The 12417-nt window shown below is 47.7% G+C and carries 9 protein-coding genes, 1 tRNA gene and 2 pseudogenes; 7 read left to right on the forward strand and 5 right to left on the reverse strand.

The features are described from left to right. Window positions 1–96 precede the first annotated feature (96 nt). From EH164_RS06825 to EH164_RS06850, 7 genes and pseudogenes are all read left to right on the forward strand, one after another. Window positions 97–330: pseudogene (locus EH164_RS06825) on the forward strand (type VI secretion system contractile sheath small subunit); the annotation flags it as partial. Next, window positions 326–397: pseudogene (locus EH164_RS22710) on the forward strand (hypothetical protein); the annotation flags it as partial. The pseudogenes EH164_RS06825 and EH164_RS22710, both read left to right, overlap by 5 nt. A gap of 272 nt (window positions 398–669) precedes the next feature. Then, window positions 670–3336 carry a glycosyltransferase gene (locus EH164_RS22720; RefSeq protein WP_124971326.1) on the forward strand — a complete coding sequence of 889 codons (2667 nt, stop codon included), beginning with the start codon at window positions 670–672 and terminating at the stop codon, window positions 3334–3336. Next, the gene (locus EH164_RS06835; RefSeq protein WP_124967726.1) at window positions 3336–4784 is read left to right on the forward strand and encodes a radical SAM protein; all 1449 of its coding nucleotides are present in this window, start codon (window positions 3336–3338) and stop codon (window positions 4782–4784) included. Before EH164_RS22720 ends, EH164_RS06835 begins: the two co-directional genes overlap by 1 nt. 3 nt (window positions 4785–4787) lie before the next feature. Further along, window positions 4788–5579 (forward strand): hypothetical protein, encoded by a 792-nt coding sequence (locus EH164_RS06840; RefSeq protein WP_124967727.1) that lies wholly within the window; start codon window positions 4788–4790, stop codon window positions 5577–5579. Between the two features lie 103 nt (window positions 5580–5682). Beyond that, on the forward strand, window positions 5683–6846 hold the full coding sequence (locus EH164_RS06845) for an MFS transporter (protein WP_124967728.1): 1164 nt from the start codon (window positions 5683–5685) through the stop codon (window positions 6844–6846). Window positions 6847–6862: 16 nt separating this feature from the next. Further along, complete coding sequence (locus EH164_RS06850) at window positions 6863–7657, forward strand: hypothetical protein (RefSeq protein WP_124967729.1); 795 nt, start codon at window positions 6863–6865, stop codon at window positions 7655–7657. Between the two features lie 424 nt (window positions 7658–8081). On the opposite strand, the gene EH164_RS06855 is transcribed toward EH164_RS06850, so the two are convergent. The 5 genes from EH164_RS06855 to EH164_RS06875 all read right to left on the reverse strand — a co-directional run bounded on the left by EH164_RS06855 (window position 8082) and on the right by EH164_RS06875 (window position 12332). Beyond that, window positions 8082–8156 (reverse strand) — tRNA-Arg (locus EH164_RS06855). A gap of 136 nt (window positions 8157–8292) precedes the next feature. After that, window positions 8293–9279: an acyltransferase gene (locus EH164_RS06860; protein ID WP_241175012.1), complete on the reverse strand. Its 987-nt coding sequence runs from the start codon at window positions 9277–9279 to the stop codon at window positions 8293–8295. A gap of 217 nt (window positions 9280–9496) precedes the next feature. Next, on the reverse strand, window positions 9497–11035 hold the full coding sequence (locus EH164_RS06865; protein ID WP_124967731.1) for a DUF6056 family protein: 1539 nt from the start codon (window positions 11033–11035) through the stop codon (window positions 9497–9499). A 5-nt stretch (window positions 11036–11040) separates the two neighbouring features. Continuing rightward, window positions 11041–11973 carry a glycosyltransferase family 2 protein gene (locus tag EH164_RS06870; protein ID WP_124967732.1) on the reverse strand — a complete coding sequence of 311 codons (933 nt, stop codon included), beginning with the start codon at window positions 11971–11973 and terminating at the stop codon, window positions 11041–11043. Continuing rightward, complete coding sequence (locus EH164_RS06875; RefSeq protein WP_124967733.1) at window positions 11970–12332, reverse strand: GtrA family protein; 363 nt, start codon at window positions 12330–12332, stop codon at window positions 11970–11972. The genes EH164_RS06870 and EH164_RS06875 overlap by 4 nt, the downstream gene beginning before the upstream one ends. Window positions 12333–12417 lie beyond the last annotated feature (85 nt).

The following is a 12417-nucleotide window of genomic DNA, read 5'->3' on the forward strand; positions in this document are numbered from 1 at the left end:
CTGAATGTTTGATCCTAAGCCGATTATTATTCTATTATATCGCGTAAATCACTTTAGTCTGAAAGTGCAGGCAGCGATAAACCGAGGGATGATGAGATGGCTGATAGTTTCCAGAATGAAGTGCCAAAGGCACGTATTAATCTGAAGCCTGGACTGCATACAGGGGGAGCCAGCAAGAAAACCGGGCTCCCACTGAAATTACTGGTGGCGGGCGACCTGACAGTTAAAAACACGTTGGCCGATGACGGCAGCGAAGACACCATCAGCCTGATCTTTCAGAGCATGAACGATTTCACCCCGGAGCAGGTCTCCCGGCAAATCCCTCAGCTGCACCTTCTATACCCCGCGTTCGCTGGGGGATGTGAGTCTTGAACTCTTTGCGGTGCTGCGCTCATGAATAAATCCGATCTAAGTCAGATTGAACGTATTTTTTTTATTCTGATTATCTTCGCAGTTATCGCGGGGGATGAAGACTGAAAAGATATCGAAGGTTTTGGCCACATTCATCTGGACTTTTTTTGAAGTTGTACGGTGATTTTGAAAACGGGATGCCTTTACTTGTCACGATCGTCAAAGTAATAAGTTGTGAAAGTACTAAAAAATTTCACGAGAGTTTTATTAACTGAACTAAAGAATGCCATTCAATAAATGAAGGAGGAGAAAGTCATTATGGATGTCTTCGGGCAAAGATATGCAATGTTTATTTCTTTCGATGCCGTAGCCGTATCGGGTATTACGGTGGAAGCGTTGAAAATTTCACAAAGTCTTAAGCAGAAAGGTATTAAGTCCTATCTTGATCTCGGTTACGATATCAAAGTCGACAAAGGCAATTTTAATAAACCCTACGGTCATGAACACGAGATTTATAACGATGTGTTTACGTTGACACGTATCAATGATATTACTTCTGTTCCACATTACTCCCCCGAATTCATTAATAAAATCCATGCCGTGCTGATCGGAGAAAAGCTCGCTGTATCTCCTGAGGAAAAATCAAATATTATCAAAGCCGCAGACGAATCATCACGGGCTTTAGCGGAGAGAATCGTTCATCAGTGGGAACAACTGCAAATCTGTATCGTTATTGTTGAAAACGGTACGCTTCCTGAAAATATTATCTACACCAGAGCACTTTATCTCGCCATAGAGCAGTATGGTCGTCGTCATCAGCTTAAGAATTTCGTTATCTGGCGAGATCACGATCTGATGTGGAACAGCGAAAAAAATATTATGAAATACGGCTTGCCGCCGTACCACCATGCAATTAAGCCGGTGAAATCCCCCTTCATTAGTTACGTCACGCTGAACAACGATCTTAAAGAGAAACTGGAGCACTGGTGCAAGCGGGAAGTAAATATTCACGTCGTCAAAAATACTTACAGTTTTACCCCTCAGCAGTCCCTGAAAAATATTCGTGCTTCGCTGGATATTCCTGCACAGGATATTGTCATCGCCAGAACAACACGCATCATTCCGCAGAAACGCCTGGACCGTGACGTAGTGCTGATTCAGCGTCTTAACCACCTGTTCAGAGAGCATAACATTGATAAAACGGTGTGGTTGCTGATTGCTGGTGATACTCACGAACATCCCGGACATACCGCAGATCTTGAACAATTAATCCATAGGCTGGATGTCGGCTCCTGCGTGAAGTTTCTTGGCCCGCTACACCATAATTTTATGCCGATGAGCCAGGGCAAAATCACAATTGAGGATCTCTATCATTCCTGTGATGTGGTCTCATTCCTTACCTCATGGGACTACGACAGCTATGGAAATCCGATCGGCGAAGCCATCAGTAGCCACCGCTGTTACATCTCCACCCACTACGAATACTACACAGAAGTTTACGGCCAGCACGGTTTCGAAGCCCCGGTAATGAAAATATCAGATGGTGAGGACGGTCTTCCTGACGAGGATTTTATCAATGAAGTCTTTTTACTGCTGACAAATAAACCGGAAATGGATCGAATTGCCGCGAAGAATTTTGCCATTGGCAAAAGAATACTTTCTAACAACGTTATGGATATTCTTAATATAACCGCACCAGGAGTAAATATGCGCGATAACATTTTTGTCTCAGTAGTACTGCCTGTTTACAATGAAAGTGACAGGATTTATGAGGTATTAGCATCATTATTTAATCAACAAACTCATGGCAGATTAATTACGCATGATTCGTATGAAATCATTATTGTAGATAACAATTCTCGTGATGATTCAGTTGAGAAGATAAATCAGTTCAAAGAAAAATATCCAGCTATGGATGTGCATATTATTCAGGAGAAAATTCAGGGTGTCTCTTCGGCTCGTAAATGCGGTATGGATTATGCGTCCCTGCGCTCACGCGCTCGCGATGCCCGGTTGGGAAAAAGCAATAAGCATTATATTGTCTCAGCCGATGCGGATTGCACCGTTGATCCCTACTGGTTGCATGCGCTGATAGAAAAAATGATTGCTGATGATGGCGATCTGGGCACCTGTAATTATTACTACAATCGCGATGTTTTCCTGCAGCGGCCAAATCTGTTTCGAGAAATCCAGAAAACCCTGAGCTGCCGCGACGTTTCATTCTCGCTGTTTGGTGGTTTTCCGGATGGAAAGGGCTTTGCCGTAGAGCGCGGACTCTATGAAAAAATTGGCGGAGTCGAAATATTTTATCAGCTGGAAAAAGGTCGTTTTGTTGAACATCTTTCCGACGACTGGGATTTTGGTATTAAAGTTATTGCCTTTGGCGGCAAACCGGTTTATGCCAAAGAATCTTTTGTTGAAATTAACAGCCGCCGCGTGGATACCATCATTGATGACGTGATTAACGGCATCGCTTACGGCAGCGACGGCATTATTATTATGAAAGACGTTCGTCCGGACGTTTCCCAGCAAAAAAATACCCTTGTTGATCTTAATGAAGAGCAGGCCAGGCAGGGATGGGAATACTCAATAAAGGATTACATTCCGAAGAATATCATTCTGCCGGTACTGCTCAATCCGCATATTTTATTAGAAAATGAGTGCGTACGAAATTTCTTCTCACCTTCAGTTGCAGATCGGCTTTATCAGCGCATTCATGCCATTAAACGCGAAATGAGCATCATCGACTTCAAACCTATTCATAGCTATAAAACGCCGGCCTATCGGCTTTACTTCGAATTCCGCCACGAGATATTTGCTGCCTTGCGCAAAGCGGTCGGGGAAGACATTGGCTTTGCACCGCCACTGCCGGCCTGTTTTGAAGATGTAGCTGAAAAAGATTTTGAACGTTTTGTCTGGTATTTCTGTGAAGATCGCGAGTCCGGTGAAGCCCATAACTACTTTGCCAATGGGGGGGTATTTTGATGGATAATGACGCTATTGCATCATTAAAAGATCTCGATCCTGCTTACCCGGTTCCGGCGGTGTACCATTTTCTTTTACAGCCTGAAAACCGGGAATTTTTGGATTATGTCCACAAAGATCCATTTGGCTGCCACGTCTTTCCTGGTGATATCGAGAACTACCCGCTCGAGTCCTTTTTTTCCGATATGGAACAGGACATTCGCGAAGCAAAACAGATCCATCTTTGGGCTTATATTCCTACCTGCCGGTATCGCTGCCATTTCTGCCAGTTCCCGACGGTTATTCTGAATCCGGAGTCAGCGTCGGCTGAGGGGATATTCCGGGATCTGGTTGATTACAATATTAAAGAAGCCAGAATGTGGCTGGAAAAAGTGCCGAGTCTGGCAAAGGCGGAAATTGGCGAGTTCAATATTTTCGGCGGCACGCCTTCCCTGCTCCCGGAGCCTGAGTTGCGCCGACTTATGGACTTCTATTACACGCATTTCAATTTCTCCGCAGCGACGCTTCGCTTTGAAGGTGAGCCTGGAACGCTGAACCGTGAATATCTCGGCATTCTGAAAGAGCTGGGCTTCAGCAAAATCAGCTTTGGGGCTCAATCCTTTAACGATGCCATCATTGCCTCCAGTGGCCGCCAGCACACCGCCGATGAGTGTGAAGAGACCATTCGCTGTGCTCGGGAACAGGGCATCGACTGGGTAAGCGTTGATCTTATCTACGGTATGCTGGGCCAGACCGTGGATGATGTGAAATACGATATGGAACGCATCCTGGCGCTTGATCTCTCGCATGTGGTATGTACCAAGCTACACATGGAAGAGTTTATGAAAACGCGCACCGGCGTTTCCGGAGAACGCGAAAGCCTCTGGCAAAAGAAAGGGCTTATCGGGACGAATGGTATGACCTTTCCGGGACTGGGCAAGCAATACCAAATGCGTGAGCTGATAGAGAAATACTTCAAAGAGAACTATCGCGAACACCCGACGATGTATTTCCACCAGAATCACCTCGAAGCTGAAAAATGGAAGGGGCTGATTACCGACCTCGATAAGCAATATCCTGAGGTGGCTATAGGTCTGGGCGGCAGTTCAAAATGCACCCGCGCTGAAGCCATTAATATCACCCACTATAAACAATATAAGCAGTACCTCGATGAGGGCCGCCTGCCGATTGAAAAAAGCCATGGCATCTCGCCCGGGCAGCGCGAAGTGAACGCTTTCAAAATGGCGCTCTCCACGTTGATCCCGGTTGATGACATCGTATTCTCGAAACGCTTTGGCGGTAAAAGCTTTTTAAAAAACCACATCATCAAAACCACGCTGGAAAAGCTGCAGGAGAAAAAGCTGGTAGTTATCGAGCAGGGTGTAGTTACTCTGACGCCAGTAGGCACGACGCTTGTAGAAGCGATCATTAATACCCAATTCACCTTAACCGATGCCGGGCAGGAGTAAACCATGAACCATTCTTCAACCTCGCCGGTTTTCAGCCTGTATTATATCGCCATCGACACTGAAGCTGGCATTACTCCGCAGGCGTTTGAAACGTTTGTCCGGAACAAAGGTGTGCATATTCCCTGCTACCCGGGCTGGAGCTGGACGCTACTTCGTGGGCTGCGCGGTGAACGTGCCGGGCAATATCTGATGTTGTTTGAAATTGAAAGTGCAGAATTGCGTGACCGCTACGTGACCGCTGACGGCAACCAGACAGCGCTTGCCCGGCAGTTCTGGCTACAACATCCTGAGGCAGAAACGCTGCTGGCTGAATGGCGTGGCTATGGCACCTTCAGCGAGTTACCAACGCTGTTCACCGATTATCGCCTGCTGGCTGAGAATAAAAAAAGCACCGTTCTGCCCGGGCCCCGCTATCAGCATCAGCCCCCTGTTGCGAGGGTAATTGGTATTCATAATCTCGCGCTGCGCCCGAACATCAGTGCAGAGCAGTTCGAAAGTTTCATTGCAGATAATCATCACCGTATTGAAGATTATCCCGACTGGAAATTCCGGCTGTTAAAAGGAGAACGCGGTAACCGGCTCGATCAATATGTGGTTCTGATGGAAATCGCCAGCCTGGAGGCGCTGGATGTCTTTTATCCCGAACCGGATATTGCCACGGATGAAGCGGCTAAGTTTGCCAAAGCGCACCGGGATACCAAACAAATGTACGAAGAGTGGAAAAAACTTGCGTCATTTTCCGGTTCACCGCAAATTTATACCGACTATATCTCGGTAGCTGAAAACCTTAATTAATCATTATGGGGATACGTGTCTGAAGGACCAGACACGATACAGAAGCATATTCATTCGCCATAAAGCGTGCAATGAATTAACAGAGATGAGTTGTTAACTTACTATGGAAATTAATTCAAAACCTTCCCTGGTGTATATTCAGTCACGGGAGCAGAATGCTACGCGCGCTATATTTTTTATTGCCGGGCTAGCGATGTCATCCTGGGCTCCGCTGATTCCCTTCGTTAAAACACGGCTTAATCTTAACGATAGTACTTTGGGGTTGCTGCTATTTTGCATTGCCGCTGGTTCAATGTTAATTATGCCATTTATCGGCAGTATAATTAAAAAATTTGGCTGTCGCCGCCTGATTATTCTTGGCGTGTTGGGACTTGCTGTTGATTTACCGCTGCTGATGCTATTTGACCAGCGCAGTACAATGGTGATGTCATTGCTGCTGTTCGGCACGTTTAACGGCATGCTCGATGTCGCGATGAATGCCCACGCAGTTGTTGTTGAGCAGGAAAGCGAGCAGGCGAAAATGTCCGGCTTCCATGGATTTTATAGTATCGGTAGTATCGTCGGGGCGGGAAGTGTCAGTCTCTTCCTGTGGCTGGATGCAACGCCTCTGCTTTCCGTTTGCGCTATCTCCGTTTTGTTGGCTCTGCTTCTCGCGACGTATTCCCGCTACATTTTGCCGAAACAGAGCGATGCAACAGGCGGCAAATGCGAAACGCTTCGCGTATTGTGTCATCCTCCCGTTCTGGTTATCGCGGTTCTCTGTTTTTTTGTCTTTATGCTCGAAGGCGCAATGCTGGACTGGTCGGCGGTCTTCATGACGTCAGAGCGGGGGATGAGCGTTTCGCTTGCGGGCTTCGGCTACACCCTCTATTCCATCACTGTTGCTCTTGGACGCCTGAGCGGTGACCGGCTGGCTGGCTCTCTGGGTGGCAAATCTCTGCTGTTACTCGGTTGTGCTATTGCCTGCGCAGGAATTGTGTTACTCGTCTTTACACGCTGGGGCGCGTTGCCTGGATTTATCCTGGTGGGGGCGGGACTGTCAAACATCATCCCCATCCTCTTCACGTTAGCCGGAAACCAGCCGGAAATTTCCCCCGATTTTGCTATCCCTGCCGTCACGCTTTTCGGATACAGCGGCCTGCTTGCCGGGCCTGCTCTTATCGGCTTTATCGCCCACTATATCGGACTCGCTATCACCTTCAGCGGCGCACTGTTACTGCTTTTTTTTGTGGCACTCGGTTCGCAGCTTGTTTCTCGTCAGCGTTAACTAAACAGGAATTTTTATGAGTCAATCTTCATCAGCAGTTTTCAGTCTCCACTATGTTGGCCTTAACCTGAAAAAGGGTGTCACTGAAGAGACATTCGAAACGTTTTTACAGGAGAAGGGTGTGCATATTCCAGCTTATCCCGGCTGGCGATGGACCCTACTTAAGGGCCTGCGTGGCGAACGTCAGAACCAATATTTGATGTTGTACGAGGCAGAGAATGCCGAATGCTACGCGCGCTACATTGATGACCACGGTGAGCAAACTGAGCAGGCGCGCGCGTTCTGGCGCGACCATCCTGAAGGTGTGGAGCTGATCGGCACCTGGAAGACCTTCGCAACGTTTGGTGAATTGCCCACTATTTTCTCGACTTACAGGCTACTGGCTGAAAATGAACATAGTTCCCTGCCAGAAGGGGCAAATTATCAGCGTCGGGAGGGACGGGAACCGGTCAAACGCGTCGTAGGTCTGCATAATCTGGCGTTGCGTTCAGGTGTTTCATCTCAGACCTTTGATGACTTTATCCTTAACAATGTCCACCGGATTGACGATTATCCCGGGTGGAAATTCCATATGCTCAAAGGTACGGGCGGTAACCGCATTGAGCAGTACCTGGTAATGCTGGAGATTGAAAGCCTGGCATCGCTGAACTCTTTCCATCCCGGGCTGGACGTTTCCACTGAAAAATCACTGCAGTTCGTTAAAGAACACCAGGAAAGCGAAAGGATGTACGACGAATGGCGCGAGCTGGCCTCTTTTTCTGGTGCACCGCAGCTATATACTGACTACATAACTATCGCTGGTAGCCTCTAGCCGGGTATTCCCCTTCTCCTGACAGAGAAGGGGAACCTCACGACGAAAGCAGTTTTTCCGTCGTTTCCCCATTTTCGATATCAAAGATCGAACACGGGAATACCTGAAGTATTGCATTAACGGCAATAACTATTGATATGCACAGTATGAACCGGGGAAATTTCACCATTTTCCACTGGACTGGTCCGCATTTCGATTACCGCTTTATTTCACTGAAAGAGATGTGAAAGCTCTGACTGAGCAAATGAATAGTCTGCACACTATAACAACTTTTAGGGGCCTCGTTTTTAATTGAACAGGATAAGCCTCCACTAAGGCCCCAGGTGTTTATTGATTCACCTTGAAATGGGTAGACATCAGTTGACGTCGCATAGCCAGAATAGAGGGTTTTATTGAATTTGGTAGATGTCAGGCGAGGTGTGTATGGTGTCCCCTGCAGGAATCGAACCTGCAACTAGCCCTTAGGAGGGGCTCGTTATATCCATTTAACTAAGGGGACGCAGAGCGGGGCCGTGAATTGGCGTGCGTATGCTACCGTAACTGCTTGCTGCGCTTCAAGGTTTTTGTTCTTTTGTTTTGGCGTGGGGCGATATTGCGTAGGGGCAGGATGCCATCCTGAGATGGCATCCCTCTGCTCAGGCTTTTTTTAATAAGTATTTTCTGAACAGTGAGCTGAGCTTTTTCTCTAGCAAATAGTATGAAATAACGGCAAAGATAAATGAGAGGATCACCGCGAGAATAAACAGCATTAAACCGCCCCATGCAGATTGACTATGGTGCAGAGCTTTGCCGAGCAGTGATTTCGCGCGGTAGTGAACAAGATAAAGTGAGAAAGAAATTTTCCCGGTATAGAGCACCGGCTTCGGTGCCCAAAAAGCGTATTGCGCTTCGTGGTTGGTCAGAGAAAAAACAAGGGCAAAGGCGGCGAGAATATAACCGAGGCCGCCGATCTTGCTGTAATGGGTTAACAGAATAAAGAGAAACAGCGCGAAGCTGAGCACGATTAAAGCAATGCTGACGCCTTTTCCGTAAGCGATCTTTTTATTCACCACCAGCCAGCCGATAAAGGTGCCGACAAGAAATTCCAGCATCAAACTGTTAGTGAGAGTGGCGAGATATCCCGGATAGTTATAGTGGTTTGAGGGCGAAATCGCCACGTTGTGCAGCCAGGCGGGGATGGCGACCGCCAGTGCCACAGTCATAAACAGCACACTGTTTTTGCGTGTTTTAAACAACATGCAGAGGGTAAACAGCGTGTAGAAAATAAATTCGTAGTTGAGCGTCCAGCCAACAAACAGTTTCGCAACGCCAAACCAGGGGGCGATTTGCGTCGTGTCTAACGGAATAAACAGCAGTGAAGTGGCGGTTTGCATCCACGACTCAACGCTACTGCCAGCCACCAACAGCGTAATGGCGAAATAGGGCGGGAAGACACGGCAAAAGCGCTTAATAAAAAAGAGCTTTGCAGAGGGTAAACCGCCATTATCGTCGCGGGTGATGTAGTAAATAATAAACCCGCTGATGACGAAAAAGAGATCGACGCCGATATCACCATTGAGAAATAACCGATCGCCCCAGCCCTGAAATGACTGATTAATAAAGCTTTTAAAATGAAAGCACATCACTATTACCGCAGCGAATGCCCTCAATGCCTGTATTGAATAGAAATTTCTATCAGTCATCACATCATCCATATTTTATGAGTTTTTACTGCCACGTGTTTTTTATTGTGATGCCGCTAACACGCATTTTAAGAGTCATTAAGTCAAGCTAAAACCAGGCCTAAATGCCCGAAAAGAAGCAAACCTCCCCACCATCACCGCGTGGGGAGGCGAAATATCACAATGAAACCTTTTCTACATGACCTTCAGGAATATGGCCGTAATACCAGTGCTCGCCATTGATTTCCGTTGATTTCAGTTTCTCTGCCGCAAGCGTACGGTGTGCGTGACCCACTTCAACGGTGACCGGTTGAGTAATCGGCTGCGGGCTAATAATAATTAAATCACCCTGCGCGTTGCTGTAGGCGGTGATATTGTCCGCAACCCGGATAACCTCACCGTTGGCAATAGCGGAGTAATCAAAGTCCACCGTTTCGCGGTAAACATTATCAACACCAAAATATTCACCATAGACTTCAGGATCGTGGAACAGGCCAAACTGACCGCCGCTGTTCTGCATTTTAATAAAGTGGTAATCAGGAATGGTGATCTCTCTGTTTCCCTGTGCGATCTCTTGTTCGATAATGCTCATCCGCACTTGCTCTTGCAGCGCAATACGCGTGTAGCTTTTATGCATCAGCGTCCAGGACCAGGCGAAAGTGCCCGCGCAAAGCAGGGTGATAATCGCTGTGCAAATAACCGCTTTTCTGACACCGCTCATTAAAATGCCGTAGGCGATAAAAGCGATGGTCAACAGGAAAAACATAAAGGTGCCGTTGACGACCCGGTCCGGATAGGAGGGCGAGGCGAACATAATCAGCACCGTGCCGACGCCAAAAATCGCCGTCAGGATAGCGGGCAGCACCGTGCGGCGGGTAATTTTCGCTTTCACCTCTTTATTAAAGAGAATAACCAGCACCAACAGCAGCAGCACAACGTAGCTAATCCAGATTAATGCCAGATGATTGTGTACCCGCTCGGTTAAATGAATGGTAATACGCTCCAGCAGCGGTTTACCGTACCAGTAGGTTTTATCAGCGGCGCGCACGAAATTACCCGGAGAGAAGATCAGCGTACAGGAGCCCGCCAGCGCTGAAAGGGCATAGATGATTTTATTTTTGGCTACGGATTTCGCCGTGACCATTTCATAGCCAATAGCGACCAGTACGAGAAGCACCACAAAAGGCGACACGCTCTCATTCGAGCAGCCCGCCATAAAAGCGAGCACCATCAGTAATGGATTAATGGTTTTAATATTATCGACGGTGATTCGGTAGAGATAAAAAATCCACGCGGCGACAAACAGGTTTGTCCAGAGATAGTTGGCCGCGCCGACCAGCCAGAAGGTGGTTTGCCCTAAGTTGGGGTTAGCAATCCAGTAGGTGCAGAAGACCAGCGGCAGCAAAATATTATCGCTTTTTTGCCAGCGCAGGGTTTTACCCGGCGTTTTAGCAATGAAATAACAGAAGGCTAAAGCCGCAAACGCAGTTGAAAAAGCGTAGACAAATTGCGAGCGGGTGAAGAGGATCAGCGAGCTGGCGTAATCTGCCACGATCCTGCCGCTCCAGGTCATATAGTGATGATAATGACTGGCAGGGGAGATACCCAACAGATAGTAGCGGTAATCGTCTGAGTGAATCGGCGTCAGCCACTCAATGGCGAACAGGCTCGCAAAGGCGAGCGCAATAAGCAGAACTTTATAAGATTTCTCTAACATAGTAATTAACGTTCCAGGGTTCTTTTTCTGTTCTTAATAAGATAACGCGGTCTCTTTTTCACTTCGGTATAAACGCGTCCCATATATTCGCCAAGAATACCGATGCCGATAAGCTGAATACCACCTAAAAAGAGGATCGCCGTCATCAAAGAGGGATAACCGGGTACCGGATTTCCCCATAACAATTTGTCGATCACCATCCAGATGGCGTAGAAAAAGGAGAGCAACGAGACGCTAAGCCCGATATAGGTCCAGATACGCAGCGGGAAGGTGGAGAAACTGGTGATGCCATCAAGCGCAAGATTCCACAGCTTCCAGCCGTTGAATTTTGACTTACCGGCCACGCGGTCAGCGCGAATATATTCAACAATATCGGTGTTACCGCCGACCCAGGAGAGAATGCCTTTCATAAACAGATTACGTTCAGAAAGCAGTTTGATATTTTCAACGACCTCCCGGGACATCAGCCGAAAATCACCGACGTTCTCTTCTATCTGCGGATAGCTGATTTTATTGTGCAGCTTATAAAACCACTCTGCTGATTTGCGCTTCATGCGGCCATCGGTTGAGCGGTCGCTACGCTTGGCCAGCACCATATCCGCACCCGCTTGCCACTTCGCAATCAGATGGGGGATAACCTCAACCGGATCCTGCAAATCGACATCCATCGGAATAATGGCCTCTCCCGTCGCGTGCTCAAGCCCGGCAAATAACGCCGGCTCTTTGCCGAAATTACGCGTGAAAGATAACGGCACGACAAGCGGATCGGAGAGCGCGAGAGTATTAATAATGGTTTCAGTGGCATCTTTGCTGCCATCATTAATAAAAACCAGCTCAACGGTATAGGGCTTTAACGCGTCATAGCCGCGCACCGTTTTATAAAAGATGGGTATCGCCTCTTCTTCATTAAAGACCGGGACCACCAAAGAGATCTTCATTTCACATCCCTGAAAACAATTAACTTTGACCAGGCGAAGCCGCACACCAGACTGATAGCGGAAAAGAGAATCAGCGTCACGATAGGCGGCATGCCGGAGCGATCGGCCAGCCAGCCAACGGCAACGCTCAGCATGCCCATAAAACCGACATACATCAGATAACGCCCGGCGGTAGTTGATGATTTGAAGGTGAATCTCGCATTAGCGAAAAAGCTGAAACTGACCGCCACAATAAAGCCGGCAAGGTTAGCCAGCGCCTGGCGCGTGGAGAAACCATAAACGCACAGACAAAAAATAAGCCAGTGCAGGGCGGTATTTAATAAACCAATAGAGGCGTAGGTAGAAAATCGTTTAAACATAATTCTGAGCAATGAGTCGCTGATGGCGCGAGTGTAGCAGACAACCCCTGGAAGGTCATTAAAGGGCGCCAGTCCGCGAAAACCA

It is taken from the genome of Kosakonia sp. CCTCC M2018092, assembly GCF_003864115.1.
In the GTDB taxonomy this organism is placed as follows: Bacteria; Pseudomonadota; Gammaproteobacteria; order Enterobacterales; family Enterobacteriaceae; genus Kosakonia; species Kosakonia cowanii.

What these genes read in the sequence shown, in the direction of transcription:
- EH164_RS22720 (WP_124971326.1), top strand. Translation starts at nt 670, where the DNA reads ATGGATGTCTTCGGGCAAAGATATGCAATGTTTATTTCTTTCGATGCC.
- EH164_RS06835 (WP_124967726.1), top strand. Translation starts at nt 3,336, where the DNA reads ATGGATAATGACGCTATTGCATCATTAAAAGATCTCGATCCTGCTTAC.
- EH164_RS06840 (WP_124967727.1), top strand. Translation starts at nt 4,788, where the DNA reads ATGAACCATTCTTCAACCTCGCCGGTTTTCAGCCTGTATTATATCGCC.
- EH164_RS06845 (WP_124967728.1), top strand. Translation starts at nt 5,683, where the DNA reads ATGGAAATTAATTCAAAACCTTCCCTGGTGTATATTCAGTCACGGGAG.
- EH164_RS06850 (WP_124967729.1), top strand. Translation starts at nt 6,863, where the DNA reads ATGAGTCAATCTTCATCAGCAGTTTTCAGTCTCCACTATGTTGGCCTT.
- EH164_RS06860 (WP_241175012.1), bottom strand. Translation starts at nt 9,279, where the DNA reads ATGTGCTTTCATTTTAAAAGCTTTATTAATCAGTCATTTCAGGGCTGG.
- EH164_RS06865 (WP_124967731.1), bottom strand. Translation starts at nt 11,035, where the DNA reads ATGTTAGAGAAATCTTATAAAGTTCTGCTTATTGCGCTCGCCTTTGCG.
- EH164_RS06870 (WP_124967732.1), bottom strand. Translation starts at nt 11,973, where the DNA reads ATGAAGATCTCTTTGGTGGTCCCGGTCTTTAATGAAGAAGAGGCGATA.
- EH164_RS06875 (WP_124967733.1), bottom strand. Translation starts at nt 12,332, where the DNA reads ATGTTTAAACGATTTTCTACCTACGCCTCTATTGGTTTATTAAATACC.